At 67.8% G+C, this 16,334-nt stretch carries 15 protein-coding genes; 11 read left to right on the forward strand and 4 right to left on the reverse strand.

Features of this window, described 5'->3' with window-relative positions; all coding sequences use genetic code 11:
- Positions 1–27: 27 nt before the first annotated feature.
- The 3 genes from pbN1_RS12780 to pbN1_RS12790 form a co-directional block, all read right to left on the reverse strand.
- On the reverse strand, positions 28–309 hold the full coding sequence (locus pbN1_RS12780; protein WP_169202744.1) for a hypothetical protein: 282 nt from the start codon (positions 307–309) through the stop codon (positions 28–30).
- Positions 310–401: 92 nt separating this feature from the next.
- Positions 402–674 carry a hypothetical protein gene (locus pbN1_RS12785; protein WP_169118562.1) on the reverse strand — a complete coding sequence of 91 codons (273 nt, stop codon included), beginning with the start codon at positions 672–674 and terminating at the stop codon, positions 402–404.
- An 84-nt stretch (positions 675–758) separates the two neighbouring features.
- On the reverse strand, positions 759–1,040 hold the full coding sequence (locus pbN1_RS12790) for a hypothetical protein (RefSeq protein ID WP_169202755.1): 282 nt from the start codon (positions 1,038–1,040) through the stop codon (positions 759–761).
- Between the two features lie 360 nt (positions 1,041–1,400).
- On the opposite strand from pbN1_RS12790, the gene pbN1_RS12795 reads away from it, so the two are divergent.
- The 7 genes from pbN1_RS12795 to pbN1_RS12825 all read left to right on the forward strand — a co-directional run bounded on the left by pbN1_RS12795 (position 1,401) and on the right by pbN1_RS12825 (position 10,028).
- Positions 1,401–1,895 (forward strand): pyridoxamine 5'-phosphate oxidase family protein, encoded by a 495-nt coding sequence (locus pbN1_RS12795; protein WP_169202756.1) that lies wholly within the window; start codon positions 1,401–1,403, stop codon positions 1,893–1,895.
- Positions 1,892–2,887, forward strand: a complete 996-nt coding sequence (locus tag pbN1_RS12800; protein ID WP_169202757.1) for a radical SAM protein — start codon at positions 1,892–1,894, stop codon at positions 2,885–2,887. The genes pbN1_RS12795 and pbN1_RS12800 overlap by 4 nt, the downstream gene beginning before the upstream one ends.
- Positions 2,888–3,172: 285 nt before the next feature.
- Positions 3,173–4,276 carry an efflux RND transporter periplasmic adaptor subunit gene (locus pbN1_RS12805; RefSeq protein WP_169202758.1) on the forward strand — a complete coding sequence of 368 codons (1,104 nt, stop codon included), beginning with the start codon at positions 3,173–3,175 and terminating at the stop codon, positions 4,274–4,276.
- The gene (locus tag pbN1_RS12810) at positions 4,273–7,512 is read left to right on the forward strand and encodes an efflux RND transporter permease subunit (protein ID WP_169202759.1); all 3,240 of its coding nucleotides are present in this window, start codon (positions 4,273–4,275) and stop codon (positions 7,510–7,512) included. The genes pbN1_RS12805 and pbN1_RS12810 overlap by 4 nt, the downstream gene beginning before the upstream one ends.
- A 71-nt stretch (positions 7,513–7,583) precedes the next feature.
- Positions 7,584–8,237: a protein-L-isoaspartate O-methyltransferase family protein gene (locus tag pbN1_RS12815; RefSeq protein WP_169202760.1), complete on the forward strand. Its 654-nt coding sequence runs from the start codon at positions 7,584–7,586 to the stop codon at positions 8,235–8,237.
- 84 nt (positions 8,238–8,321) lie between these two features.
- Positions 8,322–8,645, forward strand: coding sequence for a rhodanese-like domain-containing protein (locus tag pbN1_RS12820; RefSeq protein WP_169202761.1), 324 nt, complete (start codon positions 8,322–8,324; stop codon positions 8,643–8,645).
- A gap of 21 nt (positions 8,646–8,666) precedes the next feature.
- The gene (locus pbN1_RS12825; protein ID WP_169202762.1) at positions 8,667–10,028 is read left to right on the forward strand and encodes a TolC family outer membrane protein; all 1,362 of its coding nucleotides are present in this window, start codon (positions 8,667–8,669) and stop codon (positions 10,026–10,028) included.
- 9 nt (positions 10,029–10,037) lie between these two features.
- On the opposite strand, the gene waaA is transcribed toward pbN1_RS12825, so the two are convergent.
- Entirely contained in the window at positions 10,038–11,333 is a 1,296-nt protein-coding gene (waaA, locus tag pbN1_RS12830) for a lipid IV(A) 3-deoxy-D-manno-octulosonic acid transferase (protein ID WP_169202763.1), read from the reverse strand.
- A 136-nt stretch (positions 11,334–11,469) separates the two neighbouring features.
- Here waaA and pbN1_RS12835 point away from each other — a divergent pair, with 136 nt between their 5' ends.
- From pbN1_RS12835 to pbN1_RS12850, 4 genes are read left to right on the forward strand one after another with little or no spacing between them, the layout of a single operon-like run.
- Positions 11,470–12,477, forward strand: a complete 1,008-nt coding sequence (locus pbN1_RS12835; RefSeq protein ID WP_169202764.1) for an NAD-dependent epimerase — start codon at positions 11,470–11,472, stop codon at positions 12,475–12,477.
- Positions 12,478–13,461, forward strand: a complete 984-nt coding sequence (locus tag pbN1_RS12840) for a UDP-glucose 4-epimerase family protein (protein WP_169202765.1) — start codon at positions 12,478–12,480, stop codon at positions 13,459–13,461.
- Entirely contained in the window at positions 13,458–14,447 is a 990-nt protein-coding gene (locus pbN1_RS12845; RefSeq protein ID WP_210147490.1) for an MraY family glycosyltransferase, read from the forward strand. The genes pbN1_RS12840 and pbN1_RS12845 overlap by 4 nt, the downstream gene beginning before the upstream one ends.
- Complete coding sequence (locus pbN1_RS12850; protein ID WP_169202766.1) at positions 14,444–16,330, forward strand: polysaccharide biosynthesis protein; 1,887 nt, start codon at positions 14,444–14,446, stop codon at positions 16,328–16,330. Before pbN1_RS12845 ends, pbN1_RS12850 begins: the two co-directional genes overlap by 4 nt.
- Positions 16,331–16,334: the final 4 nt, after the last annotated feature.

Raw genomic sequence — 16,334 nt, forward strand, 5'->3', positions numbered from 1 at the left:
TCGAGGCCGCCACCGGGATCGCGGTCGTCAGGCCATGCCGCCGAAGAGGTGGCCGAAGAAATTGCGGTTCTTGCTGTCGCTGTCGTTCGATGCCACCTGCGTCGGCATCGAGTCGACCTGGATGATCACCGGACCGCTGCCGGCAAAGTTTGCGCCGTTGGCGACAGCCACCGGAGCGAACATCGACTGGAAGTTCTGCTGCTGAGTCGCGTTGGCCTGATCGAAGAAGCCGCCGCGGACGGCGGACATGGACTTGCGGTCGAGGGCCTTGTCGAGGGACAGATCCTTGATGGTGAGAGTCGAATTCATGGTAGTTCTCCTGAAACGTTGGTTTGGCAAACAGGCATTGATCCGGCGGAAGCTGGCGGAGACTGTCGTCGCCTCCGCCAGGCTCGTCGCTATTACCAGTAGTAGTGCGGATAGCCGATCTTGTTCTTGCTGTAGCTGTCGTTCGATGCGTACTGCGTCGGCTCGGACGTGACCTGCATATTCACCGGGCCGCTGCCGCCGAAGTTGGCCAAGTTGGCGACTTCGACCGGCGCCGTCATCGTCTGGCCGTTCGCCTGCTGGGTGGCATTGGCCTGATCGAAGAAGCCGCCGCGTACCGCGGACATCGCCTTGCGATCGAGCGCCTTGTCGAGGGACAGGTCCTTGATGATCAGAGTCGAGTTCATGATGGTTCTCCTGCGAGGTTGGTGAGGTATCGATCCGGCAGAGGCTGGCGGAGGCTGGCGGCGCCTCCGCCGGGCTCGTCGGTATTACGCGGCGTAGGGGTAGTAGTGCGAATAGCGGATCTTGTTCGTGTTGTCGGCGTCGTTCCACGCGTCCTGGGTCGGCTTGGACGTGACCTGGAAATTCACCGGGCCACTGCCGCCGAAGTCCGCGCCGTTGGCGACCGCCACCGGAGCAAACATTTCCTGGAAGTTCCCCTGCTGAGTCGCGTTGGCCTGGTTGCCGACGCCGCCGCGAACCGACGACATGGCTTTGCGATCGAGGGCTTTGTCGAGGGACAGGTCCTTGATGATCAGGTTGGATTTCATGGTCGTTCTCCTGAGAGCTCTGTTACGGGTTGGATTTGCATCGAGCACTTTCGCGCGCTCGACAGACCTATCGCAGAGACCGTGCCAGTTGTCGGGCGAGACCCGGAATTTACTTGCAATACATTGAAAACAAAGCGTTATTTTGCGAGATTCAGGAGATTCTGCGCCGCGGTCGTGGCGCGCGGCAACGTGCTGTGATGGTTTTCGTCGAACAGGTTGCCGCAATTCTGTGTGCTGGTTAGCAACAGTCTGGTTCGCCCTCTCCGCTTAAGCTCACCTTAATCTTCCCGGTACAGACTTTCGGCTGGTGATGGGGGGCACCGCCACCCGACCGACCCCTTTCCGGAGCGACCACAGCCGATGAACCTGCCGCCGTTCAATGAGGGCGAACTTGCCGCCCAGCAGCGCTGGAACACCCGCACGATTTGGGACGACGCCCGCCGCCGGCGCCTGCTGTGGGACCACATCCCGGGCGAATTCCACGCCCGCCTGGAAAACGCGCCGTTCTTCTTCCTCGCAACCAGCTCGCCCGATGGCCGCTGCGACTGCTCGTTCAAGGGCGGCGGGCCCGGACTGTTGCGCATCCTCGACGGAAGGCGCTTCGTCTTTGCCGATTTCGACGGCAATGGCGCCTTCATGAGCCTCGGGAATATCCTGTCGAATCCGCATGTCGGCTGCCTGTTCATCGATTTCGCCGACGGAAGCCGCCTGCGCGTCAACGGCAAGGCGACGATCCACGATGCGGGCGAACTACTGGCTCTCTTTCCGGGTAGCACCCGCGTGGTGATGGTCGATATCGAGCAGGTGGTGCCGAACTGCCCGAACCACGTTCCCCGGCTGGTGCCCTTGCCATGAGCCCGGCCGCAGCGGAAATGCGGGGCCGAGGAAACTACCGGATCGCGGTCAACGCCGAATGGACGAGCAAGTGCAACGCGCTGTGCCCGATGTGCCCACGCGAGCTGATCGAGCACCCTCAGCTCATGAAGCGGGAGAGCTGGCAGCAGTTGCTCGGGCGGCTGTCGCCGGAGAGGGTTTTCCGTGTCGTCATCGCCGGCTATGGCGAGCCGACCACGCACAAGGGGTTCTTCGAGTTTGTCGACGACCTTCGCGGTCATCCGGTGCGCTTCGACATGGTCAGCAACGGACACCTGCTCGACCCCGACAAGCTCCGCCATCTGGACGGCGCGATCGAACTGCTGCTGGTGTCCTTTTCCAGTATTGATCCTGCGGTGTATGGACGTGTCCATGTGAACCTCGACCACGCTCGCGTCATGGCGAACATCCAGGCTGCACGGAAACTGCTCCGGCACACGCGGCTCGCGATCAGCCTCACGCCGATGGCCGAATGCCTGCCTTCGCTGCCGGAGACGATCGACTGGCTGCGCGCGCAGGGCGTGGATACGCTGACAATGTCGCCGACCCTGTACAACCGCGCCGGCAGCCTGAAGGCCGACGAGCCGGCAACGCGCACGTTGCGCGACACCATCCGGCGCCATCGATTGCGCTCGCAGGAAATCGATTTCATTCCCGGCGCCCGCGACCTGCTGCGGCAATGGCGCCGCAACCGCTTCCGCTGCATCCCGCGCAACGTCGATGTCTTCGTTTCGGCGGCAGGAGAATATCTTTACTGCTACAACGACATCGGCCACCGGCACGTCATCGGGCACGTGGCGACCGACAGCCTGGATGAGGTGCTGAGGCGGCGCGAGGGCATGGGGCCGATCGCCGAACTGTGCAACGGCTGCAACATGCGCCACCGTTACGGGGCAGCCGAGTTGCTGAGGGCCGGCGCGTCGTTTGCCAAAGCCCGATTCGAGGGCGGGCTCACCGCGCTGCGGTCCGCCTGAGGCGCGTACCCGGTATCGCGTCGTCGCTTCCGTTCGATCGTGCTGGCTGCGGCGTCCGCGATGCCGGCGATGCCGGCGATGATCCCGCTGTCGCCCCCCCTCGTTCCGCCCGGTCGAGGTGATACGATCGCTACCGGTTCGTTGCGTCGCTGCTCCATCGGGCGCTATCGCGCTATTCTTTCGGCCGGTACTGCCGCGCGCAGGACATCGGCAAATACGCCGAAATCCATTTCGACTCGATCCTGAACGCTCTCGCGGCTGTTTCCGCGCGAGCGGAGGTTCCCGATGAAGGCCCCGATTTTCCTGGCTGCCCCGTTGGTTCTGCTGGCGCTGCTGACGGGCTGTTCCGACCCGCCGGTCGCCGACAAGCCGCCGCGCGCGGTGCTCGTGCGCAGCGTCGCCGAGACGTCCGTGCCGACGATGAACGTGAACGTGTATACGGGCGAAGTCCGCTCGCGCTTCGAAACGGATCTCGCGTTCCGCATCGGCGGCAAGATCACCGAGCGACGCGTCGATGTCGGCGCGCGGATCCGGCGTGGCGACGTGCTCGCGCGGCTCGACCCGCAGGATGCCCGGCTCGCCGCGAACGCCGCCCGCGCGCAGGTCGTCGCGGCCGAAGCGGACGTGGCGCTCGCGCGCAGTGAGTTCGATCGCAGCAAGAGCCTGCGCGAGCGCAATTTCATCAGCGAGTCCGCGCTCGACAGCCGCCGCACCGCCCTGCAGGCGGCGCAGGCGCGTTTGCGCCAGGCGCGGGCGCAGGCGGCGAGCGCCAGCAACCAGGCGGAATACGCGACGCTCGTTGCGGACCACGACGGCGTCGTCATTGCGGCGCCCGCCGAGCCCGGCGAAGTCGTTTCCAGCGGCCAGCCGGTGGTGCGCGTTGCACGGCTCGACGAACGCGAGGTGCTGATCCACGTGCCCGAGAGCCGCGTCGGCGGACTCGCGGTCGGCGCGAAAGCCGTTGTGCGCCCGTGGTCCGATCCGGACCTCGAGTTCGCGGCCGTGGTGCGCGAGATTGCCCCGGCGGCTGATGCCGCCACGCGCTCGTTCGCGGTGCGGGTCAGCGTCCCGCGCGCCGGCGAGGCGCTCCCGCTCGGGGCGACGGCGAGCGTCGCGTTCGCGTCCGAGGCGGCGGCGCAGACGGTGCTGCCCTTGCCGGCGCTCACAAGCGTCGATGGGCGCGACGTCGTCTGGATCGTCGACGACGCCTCGACGGTGCGCCCGCTCGCGGTCGAGGCCGGCGAGTTTCGCGAGAACGGCGTCGTGATCCGTTCGGGGCTGCCGCCGGGCGCGCGCGTCGTCGTCGCCGGCGTGCATCGCCTGATCGAGGGCGAAACCGTGCGGCCGGTCGACGAAGCCGCCCCCGTCGCGGTGGATGTGAGGCGATGAGCCGCGGCGCCGGGGAGGCGGGCGGCGAACCCCTCGATCACGGGCGCTTCAACATCTCGGCGTGGGGGCTGCGCCACCCGTCGCTGGTGCTGTACTTCATCGTGGTGCTGACGCTGATCGGGCTCTATTCCTACACCCGCCTCGGCCAGTCCGAAGACCCGCCGTTCACGTTCAAGGTGATGGTCGTGCGCACCGAGTGGCCCGGCGCGAGCGCGCGGGAGGTCGCCGAGCAGGTCACCGACGAAATCGAGAAGAAGCTGCAGGAGGTCGCGCAGGCGGACTATCTGCGCAGCTATTCGAAGCCGGGCGAATCGCTGGTGTTCTTCGCCGCGAAGGATTCGACGCCCGCGGACGAGATTCCGGACGTGTGGTACCAGATCCGCAAGAAAATCGGCGACATCCGCCCCTTGCTGCCGCAGGGGGTGATCGGCCCGTTCTTCAACGACGAGTTCGGCGACACCTACGGCAATGTCTTCGCGCTCGTCGGCGACGGCCTCGACTACGCGGACCTGAAGCGCTACGCCGAAGCGATCCGCAGCGAATTCCTGCGCGTGCCCGACGTCGCCAAGGTGAGCCTGTTCGGCGAGCAGCCCGAGCGCATCTTCATCGAGCTGTCGAACACCAAACTCGCGACGTTCGGCCTGTCGCTGCGCGACTTCGTCGACGCCCTCGCCGAGCAGAACGCGCTGACCGGCGCGGGCTTCTTCGAGACCGCCGACGAGCGCGTGTGGCTGCGGCCGTCGGGCGCGTTCGACGACGTCGAGGCGATCGCCGACACGCTGATCCGCGCCCAGGGCCGCGCGTTCCGGCTCGGCGACGTGGCCGCGGTCAAGCGCGGCTTCGCCGACCCGCCGGCCGAGCGCATGCGCTTCATGGGCGAGGACGGGCTCGGGCTCGGCGTGTCGATGCGCGCGGGGGGCGACATCATCGCGCTCGGCCGCGGGCTCGACGACGCGGTCGAGCGCATCGGCGCGCAGCTGCCGGTCGGCGTGCGCCTCGAACGCGTCGCCGACCAGCCGCGCACCGTCCAGCGCTCGGTCGGCGAGTTCGTCACCGTGCTCGCCGAGGCGGTCGTCATCGTCATGATCGTCAGCCTGCTGTCGCTCGGTTTTCGCACCGGCGTCGTCGTGCTGATCATCATCCCGGTCGTGCTCGCGATCACGTTCCTGTTCATGAACATCTTCGGCGTCGGCCTGCACAAGATCTCGCTCGGCGCGCTGATCCTCGCGCTCGGCCTGCTGGTGGACGATGCGATCATCGCCGTCGAAATGATGGCGACGAAAATGGAGGAGAGCTGGGAGCGCGCGAAGGCGGCGAGCTTTGCGTATTTTTCCACCGCCATGCCGATGCTGTCGGGCACGCTCGTGACCGCCGCCGGCTTCCTGCCGATCGCGACCGCGGCGTCGTCGACCGGCGAATACACGCGCTCGATCTTCCAGGTCACGGTCATCGCGCTGCTCGTATCGTGGGTCGCGGCGGTGCTGTTCGTGCCCTATCTGGGCTTCCACCTGCTGCCGGATTTCCGCGCGCGGCGCACCGGGCCATCGCGGCTCGCGCGCCTCGCCGGGCGGCTGTCGCCGCGGCTCGGGCGGTTTTTTGCCGCGCGCGCCGCGTACGGGCACGAGCTGCACGACGAATACGCGATCTACCACACGCGCTTCTACACGCGCTTGCGCTCGCTCGTGAGCGGCTGCGTCCGGCATCGCTGGATCGTCATCGCGTTGACGGTGCTGGCCTTCGCGGGGTCGATCGTCGTCTTCGGGCGCTTCGTGCCGCAGCAGTTCTTCCCCGATTCGACGCGGCCCGAGTTGCTCGTCGACCTGCGGCTCGCCGAGGGCGTGTCGCACCACGCGACCGACCAAGCGGTCCGGCGCATCGAAGCTTTCCTCGACGAGCAGGAAGGCGTCGAGAACTACGTCGTGTGGCTCGGCGGCGGCAGCCCGCGCTTCTACCTGCCGCTCGACCAGGCGCTTGCGCAGACGAACTTCGCGCAGTTCGTCGTCCTCACCGAAGGCCCGGCGGCGCGCGAGGCATTGCGCACGAAGCTGATCCGCCTCTTCGAGGAAGGGCCGGCCGACGTGCTCGGCGTCGTCAACCGGCTCGAGAACGGCCCGCCGGTCGGCTTTCCGTTGCAATACCGCGTCAGCGGCCAGGACTTCGGCCAGATGCGGCGCATCGCGCACGAGGTCGCGGCGGCGCTGCGCGCGCACCCGGCGCTGTCGAACGTGCATCTCGACTGGGAGGAGCCGTCGAAACAGGTGCGGCTGAAGATCGACCAGGACAAGGCGCGCCTGATGGGGCTGAGCACGCGCGACATCGCGAACCTGCTCAACACTTCGCTGCAGGGCCTCGCGGTGACGCAGTTGCGCGACGGCACCGAGACGATCGAAGTCGTGCTGCGCGGTGCCGAGTCCGAGCGCGTGCATCTGGGCCTCTTGCCGGACCTCGCGATCCCGACCGCGAGCGGGGCCAGCGTGTCGCTCGCGCAGGTCGCGACCGCCGAATACGGCTTCGAGCAGGGCGTGATCTGGCGGCGCGACCGGCTGCCGACCGTCACCGTGCGCGCCAACCTGTACGGGACGGTGCAGCCGGCGGTCGTGGTCGCCGACCTCGCGCCGGCCATCGGCGCGTTGCGCGGGAAACTGCCGCTCGGCTACCGCATCGAGGTCGGCGGCTCGGCAGAGGAGAGCGCGAAAGGCGGCAGTTCGGTCGCGGCGGGCGTGCCGCTGTTCCTCGTCGTCGTGTTGACCGTGCTGATGCTGCAGCTGCAAAGTTTCTCGCTGGTGTTCATGGTGCTGCTGACGGCGCCGCTCGGCCTGATCGGCGTCACCGCGTTCCTGCTGCTGTTCGACAAGCCGTTCGGCTTCGTCGCGATGCTCGGCACGATCGCGCTGGCGGGGATGATCATGAGGAACTCGGTGATCCTCGTCGATCAGATCCGCCAGGACCGCGAAGCCGGGCGTAGCGCGTGGGACGCGGTCGTCGAATCGACGGTGCGCCGCTTCCGGCCGATCATGCTGACCGCGGCCGCGGCGATCCTCGCGATGATCCCGCTGTCGGAAAGCGCGTTCTTCGGCCCGATGGCGGTCGCGATCATGGGCGGCCTGACGGTCGCGACGGTGTTGACGATGCTGTTCCTGCCGGCGCTGTACGCGGCCTGGTACCGCGTCGAGCCGCCGCCGGGCGAGGGCTCCGGGAGTCCCGCGGCGAACGTCGCAGCGCCGCAAGTGCGTTAGAATGCGAAGGTTTTTCTCATCCGGTCGCGCACTCTATTAGCGTGTGCTAATATTTGCACAGGAAGCCCAAAATGAATTTCGAACAAGCCCGCTTCAACATGGTCGAGCAGCAGATCCGCCCCTGGGATGTGCTGGATCAGGACGTGCTCGATCTGCTGATGGCGGTCAGGCGCGAGGAGTTCGTTCCCGCCGCCTACAAGACGCTCGCTTTTGCCGATGTCGAAATCCCGATCGGCTGCGGCCAGGCGATGCTCAAGCCCGTCATCGAAGGCAAGATCCTGCAGGCGCTGCAGGTCAAGCGTTCCGACACCGTGCTCGAGGTCGGCGCCGGGTCTGGCTACTTTGCCGCGCTGCTCGCCGCGTGCTCCGACTGGGTGCGCACGATCGACATCGAGCCCGAACTCGTCAAGCTCGCGGCGGGAAACCTTGCCCGCTATGGCGTCGAGAACGTCATCGTCGAGGACGGTGACGCTGCCGCGGGGTGGATCTGCCGCGCGCCCTACGACGTCATCGTCATGTCGGGCGGCCTGCCGATGTTGCCGCCTGCGCTGCTGGCGCAGCTCAAGGTCGGCGGGCGCCTGTTCGCGTTCGTCGGCGAAGCACCGGTGATGAAGGCGCGGCTCGTGACCTGTGTCGGCGAAGGTGCGTACGAAAGCGAGGATATTTTCGAAACCGTCGTGCCGATGCTGAAGAACGCGCAGCGCCACGACGAATTCAAGTTCTGAGCAGCGGCGGTTTCCGCAGGCCGGATCGCGGGCGCGCGCCACCACTGCGAGGGTAAGCGAAACTCCACTTTGGAGGATGTGACGATGCGCCAGATGACTGCTGCCGAACTCGCCGACCGGCTCGCCGATGCGTCGCGCGAAAAACCCGTGCTGCTCGACGTGCGCGAGCCGTGGGAATTCGAAACCTGCCACATCGAGGGCTCGCAGCCGATGCCGATGGCGACGGTGCCGGCACACCTCGGCGAACTCGACGCGGATGCCGAGACGGTTGTCATCTGCCACCACGGCGCGCGCAGCGCCCAGGTCGGCATGTTCCTCGAGCGCCAGGGCTTCCGCAACGTCATCAATCTGGCGGGCGGCGTCGCAGCCTGGGCGGCGCAGGTCGACCCGGGCATGGCCCGATACTGAATGAAGCGGAGGGTGAAGCCGATGAAGCGGGTGCTGGCAATCTGTGTGGCGAGCCTGATCCCGGCAGCGGTGTGGTCCGCCGATCTGCTCGATGTGTATCGCGATGCGCTGGCGAATGACGCGCGCTATGCAGCGGCCCGCGCGCAGTTCGACGCTGGCCAGGAAAGGGTCGTCCAGGGCCGCGCAGGCCTGCTGCCGGTGATCGGCGCGTCGGCCGACACGACGTGGAACGACGTCGATAGCAGCCAGTTCGGCGACCGGCGCTACAACAGCAACGCCTACGGCGTGCAGCTGACGCAGCCGCTGTTCCGCTGGCAGAACTGGGTGCAGTACAAGCAGGGCGAACTGCAGACCGCGCTCGCCGGCGTGCAGTTCGGCGAGGCGCGGCAGGACCTGATCCTGCGCGTGTCGCAGGCCTATTTCGATGTCCTCACCGCCCAGGAGGTGCTGATCGCGCAGACGCAGCTGCGCACCGCCGCCGCCGAACAGCTCGAGCTCGCGAAGGCGAGCTTCGAAGTCGGCACGGTGACGATCACCGACGTGCATGAGGCGCAGTCGCGCTTCGATCTCGCGGTGGCGCAGGAAATCGCCGCACGCAACGATCTCGACGTGCGCCGCCACACGCTCGCGCAGATCATCGGTAAGGACCCGGAGCCGCTGGCCGGGTTGCGCGGTGGCGTCACGCTGTCGCGGCCGCAGCCGGACAGCATCGTGGACTGGGCGAGCGCTGCGGAGCAGGGCGCTTATGGCGTGCAGGTCCAGCAGGTGTCGCGCGAGATCGCGGCCCGCGAGGTCGAGCTTGCGCGCGCGGGCCATTACCCGACCGTCGATGTCGTCGCCACCTATGGCCACCAGGGCGGCATCAGCACCAGCAGCAGTTTTGCCGGCACCGGCGGGCGCACGGAAAGCGATGCGCAGACCGTCGGCCTGCAGTTCAATTTGCCGCTGTTCGCGGGCGGCGCGATTTCGTCGCGCGCGCGTGAAGCGGCGGCGCTGCGGGTCAGGGCCGAAGCCGATCTCGAGGAGGCGCGCCGCAACGCCGCGCTCGCGGCGCGCCAGGCTTATCTCGGCGTGACCAGCGGCATGGCGCAGGTGCGCGCGCTGGAGGCCGCGCAGGTCTCGTCGACGTCGGCGCTCGAGGCGAACCGCCTCGGCTATGAAGTCGGCGTACGGATCAACATCGATGTGCTGAATGCACAAAGCCAGCTCGCCGACACCTTGCGCCAGCTCGCCCGCGCCCGCTACGACACGCTGCTTGCCCAGCTGCGGCTGAAGGCGGCGGCGGGGACGCTCGGCGAAGAGGACGTCCAGGTGATCAACGCGCTGCTCGCCGAGAGCCCGACGAGCTTTGCGCCGGCGCAACTCGGGCCGGCATCGCGTTAGTCTTGGCCGTCATCGCTGCCGCCCCGGCGTGTCCGGTGCCTTGCCGGATCCGGCCAGCTCCTCGACGATCGCCATCGTTCGTTCGGTCGCCCCGCGGTGCGCCGCAGCGAAACCGCGTCCCGCGGCCCCGATCGCCTGCCGGCGTGACGGATCCCGGAGCAGCGCGAGCGCCGCTGCCATTCCCGCGCCGGGATCGTCCGCGCGCAGCGCGGCGCCCGCCTCGACCGCCTGGTCCGCCACCAGCGCGAAGTTGAACGTATGCGGGCCGAGGACGACCGGGGTGCCGACAGCGCAGGCTTCGATCAGGTTCTGCCCGCCGAACGCCAGCCAGCTGCCGCCGAGCAGCGCCACATCGGCTGCCGCGTAATACGCGAACATCTCCCCCATCGAATCGCCGAGCCACACGCGCGTGTTCGGCCCCACCGGCGTGTCGTCGGAGCGCCGCTGCAAGCTCAGGCCACGCGCCCGGACCAGCCCGGCGACCTCGTCGAAACGCTGCGGATGCCGCGGCACGAGCGCGAGCAGCGCGTCGTCCGGGGCGCGCGCCACGAACGCGTCGAGAATTGGTGCCTCTTCCCCCTCCCGCGTGCTCGCGGCGAGGATCACCGGGCGGCCGCCGAAACGCGCGCGGAAAGTGTCGCTGAGCCGCAACAATGACTCGGGCGGCGCGATGTCGAACTTGATGTTGCCGGTCACGTCGACCCGCCCGCCGCCGAGCGCCGCGAGCCGCCGTGCATCGGCATCGGTCTGCGCCGCGATCGCGCTCAATGCGCCGAGCGTGAGCCCCGTCAGCGCCGGCCAGCGCGCATAGCGCGCCGCGGAGCGCTCCGACAGGCGCGCGTTCGCGAGCAGCACCGGCACCTGCCGCCGTCGACAGGCTGCGAGCAGGTTCGGCCACAATTCCGTTTCCATGATCAGCCCGACCTGCGGCCGGAAGCGGCGCAGGAAGCGGGTCGAAAGAAAACCGAGGTCGTACGGCAGATAAACGCGAAGCACGCGTGGATCGTCGCCGAACAGCGCCTTGGAGGTTGCGCGGCCGGTCGGCGTCATGTGCGTCAGCACGACGCTGCGATCCGGCCAGCGTGCGAGCAGCGCCCGCACCAGCGGCTCGGCGGCGCGCGTCTCGCCGACCGACACCGCGTGGATCCAGAACACCGGCGCCGGCGCCGCAACGCGGTAACGCCCGAAACGTTCGCCGACATGCCGCAGATATTCCGGCTGCCGCCGCGCGCGCCACAGCAGACGCAGCAGCACGACCGGCAGTGCGAAAATCCAGAGCAGGGTGTAGAGCAGACGAGCGAGCATCGAAAGAGTCCGAAACGGTTCGGCAGTATAGCGGCGTGCGGCGCGAGCCCGCTTTCGTAACCGGAGGTTGCGCAGGCAGCATTACAAGCGCGTATGAGATAATCCGCGGCTCGACGCGAACAGGACGGGCTCGACCATGAAAGTTCTCATCACCGGCGCAGCCGGCTTCATCGGCATGCACACCTGCCAAGTGCTGCTCGCGCGCGGGGACGAGGTGGTCGGCCTGGACAACCTCAATGATTATTACGACCCGCGTCTCAAGGAAGACCGCCTCGCGCGCCTCACGCCGCATCCGCGTTTCCGTTTCGTCAAACTCGATGTCGCCGACCGCAGCGGCATGGAGCGGCTGTTCGCCGCAGAAGGATTCGATCGCGTCGTCCACCTCGCGGCGCAGGCGGGCGTGCGCTATTCGCTGCAGAACCCGCACGCGTACGTCGACAGCAACCTGGTCGGCTTCATGAACGTCCTCGAAGGCTGCCGCCGCGGCGGCGTGCGGCACCTGGTGTATGCGAGCAGCTCGAGCGTCTACGGCGGCAACACGAAGATGCCGTTCTCCGAGCACGACAGCGTCGATCACCCGGTCAGCATCTACGCCGCGACCAAGAAAGCCAACGAGCTGATGGCGCACACTTACAGCCACCTCTACGGCCTGCCGACCACCGGCCTGCGCTTTTTCACCGTCTACGGCCCGTGGGGCCGCCCCGACATGGCGCTGTTCCTGTTCACGCGGGCGATCCTCGAAGGCCGTCCGATCGACGTCTTCAACCACGGGCTGATGATGCGCGACTTCACCTACATCGACGACATCGTCGAAGGCGTCGTCCGCACGCTTGACCGCGTCGCCGAACCCGATCCGGGTTTCGACGCGCTGCAGCCCGACCCCGCCCGCAGCAACGCGCCGTACCGCGTGTTCAACATCGGCAACCACGATCCGGTCGAACTGATGGCGTTCATCGAAGCGATCGAGGAGGCGATCGGCAGGAAGGCGGAGAAGAACTTCCTGCCGCTGCAGGACGGCGACGTGCCGGCGACGTATGCCGATATCGCGGAGCTCGACGCATGGACGGGGTTCGCGCCGGCGACGCCGGTGCCGGAAGGCGTCGCGCGCTTCGTCGCCTGGTATCGCGACTATTACCGCTCCTGAATGGCAGCACGCACCGTCCTCGTCACCGGCGCGACCGGCTTCATCGGCAGCCGGCTCGCGACGGCGCTCGAGGCGCGGGGCGAACACGTTCGAAGAATGTCGCGGCTGGCTTTGCCCGGCCCGTCGGCGGTGCGTGCCGACCTGCTCGACCCGGACGCGCTCGACCGCGCATGCCGCGGCGTCGAACTGGTATTCCACTGCGCAGGGCACGCGCACGCATTCGACTCGCCCGGTGACACTGCCGAGCGCCGGCACCGCGACGTGAATCTCGTCGGCACCGCGAACCTCGCCGCTGCCGCCGGGCGCCAGGGCGTGCGCGGTTTCGTGTTCCTGTCGAGCGTCAAGGCGATGGGCGCGCCCGGTGCCGCGCTTGTCGATGAGGCCTGGCCGGCGCTGCCGGAAACCGCCTACGGGCGGGCCAAGCGCGACGCGGAGCACGCCGTGCTCGCCGCCGGCCCGCGCTTCGGCATGAGGGTGACCAATCTTCGGTTGGCGATGGTGTATGGCCCCGGCAGCCGGGGAAATCTCGAGCGCATGGCGCGCGGCATCCGCCGGGGCTGGTTCCCGCCGCTGCCCGAGACCGGCGCGAAGCGTTCGCTGGTGCATGTCGACGACGTGCTCGTGGCGATGCTGCTGGTCGCGGATGACGCCCGTGCGGCGGGAAAAACCTACATCGTCGCGGATCCGCGCAGCTACTCGGGCCGCGAGCTGTACGACGCGCTGCGCGCGGCACTGGGGCTGGCGCCGGTCCGCTTGCGCTGTCCCGCGGGCGTCCTTCGATTCGGCGGCGAAATCGGCCATTGGCTCGGGAAGCTGTGTCGCAGGCCGGTTCCACTCGACCGGGCGGCAGTCGAACGCCTGCTCGGCCATGAAAGCTACTCGCCGGCGCTGATCGAGGGCGAGCTCGGCTGGCGTGCGCGGGTGTCGCTGCAGGGACTGCAAGAGACATTCGCGGCGGACTGCGGTGCGGAGCGGACGCGATGAGCGGGGCAATCGGCTTCATCGCGCTCGCCGCAATGGCTGCGGTGGCCGCGCTGGTCTCGGCGGCCACGATAGCGCTGCGACTGCGTTTTGCCGATCGCGGCGTCGACCAGCCCGGGCATCGGTCGCTCCATGAGCGGCCGACGCCCCACGGCGGCGGGCTCGGCATCGTCGCGGCAACGCTGGCGTGCGGAGGGTGGGCGGGCGCAGCACCGGTATGGCTCATCCCGGTGCTGGTCCTCGCCGCGGTGTCGTGGGCCGACGACTGGCTCGATCTGCCGTTCTGGCTGCGGCTCGGCGTGCATCTGGCATCGGCCGCGGCTGTTGTATTTTTTCACGGCGCGGGCTCGCCGCTGCTCGTCGCGCTGCAGGTCATCGTCATTGCGTGGTCGATAAACGCTTACAATTTCATGGATGGCGCCGACGGCCTCGCTGGCAGTATGTCGGCGGTAGGATTCGCCGCTTATGCGATCGGATTCGCGCAGGCCGGGCAGGCGGCGCTGGCCGGCCTGTGCATCGCGGTGGCCGCTGCTTCGGCGAGTTTCCTCCTGTTCAACTGGCATCCGGCGCGAATTTTCATGGGCGACGTCGGCGCGATTCCATCGGGTTTTCTTGCCGGCGGCCTCGGTTGGTATGGTTGCTTGATCGGCGCGTGGCCGCTGTGGTTTGCGCCGCTCGTGTTCGCGCCGTTTCTGTTCGACGCAACGGTGACCCTGATTCGCCGAGCGTGCAGGGGTGAGCGGGTGTGGCATGCACACCGCGAACATTATTATCAACGCATGGTACGCGGCGGCTTTGCCCACGATGCGATGTGCCTGCGCTGGCTGCTCGTGATGCTGGCCGGCGCGTCACTGGCGGTGCTGATGTTGCTGTTCGTCGAGGCGAGCGGATGGATCGGGGCCGCCGCGTGGAGCGCGGTGCTGGTCGTCCTCGGACGTCGCATCGACCGGCAATGGGATCGTCATATGGAAACGGAGCCCGCAAAATGAACCTGAGCGTGGCGTTGCACTGGCGTTCGCTGGCGGTATTCGGATTCGACCTCGCGGCAGTCATCGCCGCCTGGTTCGGCGCCTTCATGTTGCGCTTCAATTTCGAAGGGCTGGGTCCGTACCTGCCCATCGCCAACTACGGGGCGCTGCTGCTGGTGCCGGTCGAGGCGGTGGTCTTTCGCGCCGCGGGCCTGTACCGGGGCATCTGGGTGTTCGCGAGCCTGCCCGACCTGCTGCGCATCGGCCGGGCGGTCGGGCTCAGCATGGTGGTGATCGCGCTCGGCGCGGTGTTCCTCGCCCCCGCGCCGGCGCTGCCGCGGTCGCTGCTGCTGATCTATCCGCTGTTGCTGGTGGCGATCATGGGCGGCGGGCGCGCCGCTTACCGTGTTTTCAAGGAGCACCGGGAATTCGGTGCGCTGCGTGGCGTCGGCAAGCCCGTTCTGGTGCTGGGGGCCGGTCGCGAAGCGGTGAACCTGATCCAGGAGTTGCGCCGCTCGCGCGAGTGGCATGTGGTGGGCCTGCTCGATGACGATCCGGCGAAACGGCAACGCGAGGTCTGTGGCGTGCGGGTGCTGGGGTCCGTGGGCGAGATCGCCGACTGGGCGGACGCGCTGCGGGTCCGCCACGCGATCATCGCCATGCCCGGCGCCAACGCGGAGCGTCACCGCCGGGTTGCAAACCTGTGCGTGCGCGCGGGCGTGCGGGTGTTCATCCTCCCCGCGATCGAGCAGCTGATCGTTGGGCACGACACGCTGTCGCAAATGCGCAGCCTCGACCTCGAGGATCTGCTCGGGCGCGAACCGGTGGAGATCGACACCCCGCAGGTGCGCGAGATGCTCGCGGGGCGGGTGGCGATGGTGACCGGCGCCGGCGGTTCGATCGGCGCCGAACTGTGCCGGCAGATCGCGCGCTTCGGGCCGGCCCAGATCATTGCGTTCGAACTGAACGAGTTCGCGCTGTACACGCTCAGCGAGGAGTTCGCCGAGGAGTTTCCGGAGGTCGGCCTCGTGGCGATCGCTGGTGACGTCAAGGATCGCCGCCGCGTCATGGAAATCCTCGAGCGCCATGCGCCGGCGGTGGTGTTCCACGCCGCGGCCTACAAGCACGTGCCGCTGATGGAAGAGCAGAACGCGTGGCAGGCCGTGCGCAACAACGTCCTCGGCACGTGGATCCTCGCCCAGGCGTCGGCGGCGCTCGGCGTCGAGCGATTCGTCCTCGTGTCCACCGACAAGGCGGTCAACCCGACCAACGTGATGGGGGCGAGCAAGCGCCTGGCGGAGATCATCTGCCAGGAAATGCAGCGCCAGTCGCGCCGGACGCGTTTCGAGATGGTCCGCTTCGGCAACGTGCTCGGCAGCGCCGGCAGCGTCATCCCGAAGTTCCAGGCGCAGATCGAGCGCGGCGGGCCGGTCACCGTCACGCATCCCGAGATCACGCGCTACTTCATGGCAATACACGAGGCGGCGCAACTCGTGCTGCAGGCCGCCGCGATGGGCGAGGGGGGCGAGATCTTCGTCCTCGACATGGGGCAGCCCGTCAAGGTGCTCGATCTCGCCCGCGACATGATCCGCCTGTCCGGCAAGAGCGAAAGCGAAGTCCCCATCGTGTTCACCGGCCTGCGCCCGGGGGAAAAGCTGTTCGAGGAAGTCCTCGCGCACAGCGAACGCACCCGGCCGACCCATCACCCCAAGCTGCGCGTCGCCCGCGCCTCTTTGCCGGACGGCTTCGAGATGGCCGAGATGCTGCAGTGGGTGCGTTCCGGCAACACCCGGACCGACGACGAGGTGCGGCGCGTGCTGCGTCGCTGGGTTCCGGAATATGCACCGTATAATCCCCCGAAGCCTTTCCTCGTGGCGGCGAAAATGGCACGCGAAGCATGTTGAGGTA

It is taken from the genome of Aromatoleum bremense (genome assembly GCF_017894365.1).
GTDB classification, from domain to species: domain Bacteria; phylum Pseudomonadota; class Gammaproteobacteria; order Burkholderiales; family Rhodocyclaceae; genus Aromatoleum; species Aromatoleum bremense.

Bases quoted from the DNA above. Each gene is read 5' to 3' on its own strand.
- pbN1_RS12815 (WP_169202760.1), top strand. From the start codon at position 7,584: ATGAATTTCGAACAAGCCCGCTTCAACATGGTCGAGCAGCAGATCCGC.
- pbN1_RS12800 (WP_169202757.1), top strand. From the start codon at position 1,892: ATGAGCCCGGCCGCAGCGGAAATGCGGGGCCGAGGAAACTACCGGATC.
- pbN1_RS12780 (WP_169202744.1), bottom strand. From the start codon at position 309: ATGAATTCGACTCTCACCATCAAGGATCTGTCCCTCGACAAGGCCCTC.
- pbN1_RS12835 (WP_169202764.1), top strand. From the start codon at position 11,470: ATGAAAGTTCTCATCACCGGCGCAGCCGGCTTCATCGGCATGCACACC.
- pbN1_RS12840 (WP_169202765.1), top strand. From the start codon at position 12,478: ATGGCAGCACGCACCGTCCTCGTCACCGGCGCGACCGGCTTCATCGGC.
- pbN1_RS12810 (WP_169202759.1), top strand. From the start codon at position 4,273: ATGAGCCGCGGCGCCGGGGAGGCGGGCGGCGAACCCCTCGATCACGGG.
- pbN1_RS12820 (WP_169202761.1), top strand. From the start codon at position 8,322: ATGCGCCAGATGACTGCTGCCGAACTCGCCGACCGGCTCGCCGATGCG.
- pbN1_RS12825 (WP_169202762.1), top strand. From the start codon at position 8,667: ATGAAGCGGGTGCTGGCAATCTGTGTGGCGAGCCTGATCCCGGCAGCG.
- waaA (WP_169202763.1), bottom strand. From the start codon at position 11,333: ATGCTCGCTCGTCTGCTCTACACCCTGCTCTGGATTTTCGCACTGCCG.
- pbN1_RS12805 (WP_169202758.1), top strand. From the start codon at position 3,173: ATGAAGGCCCCGATTTTCCTGGCTGCCCCGTTGGTTCTGCTGGCGCTG.
- pbN1_RS12845 (WP_210147490.1), top strand. From the start codon at position 13,458: ATGAGCGGGGCAATCGGCTTCATCGCGCTCGCCGCAATGGCTGCGGTG.
- pbN1_RS12785 (WP_169118562.1), bottom strand. From the start codon at position 674: ATGAACTCGACTCTGATCATCAAGGACCTGTCCCTCGACAAGGCGCTC.
- pbN1_RS12790 (WP_169202755.1), bottom strand. From the start codon at position 1,040: ATGAAATCCAACCTGATCATCAAGGACCTGTCCCTCGACAAAGCCCTC.
- pbN1_RS12795 (WP_169202756.1), top strand. From the start codon at position 1,401: ATGAACCTGCCGCCGTTCAATGAGGGCGAACTTGCCGCCCAGCAGCGC.
- pbN1_RS12850 (WP_169202766.1), top strand. From the start codon at position 14,444: ATGAACCTGAGCGTGGCGTTGCACTGGCGTTCGCTGGCGGTATTCGGA.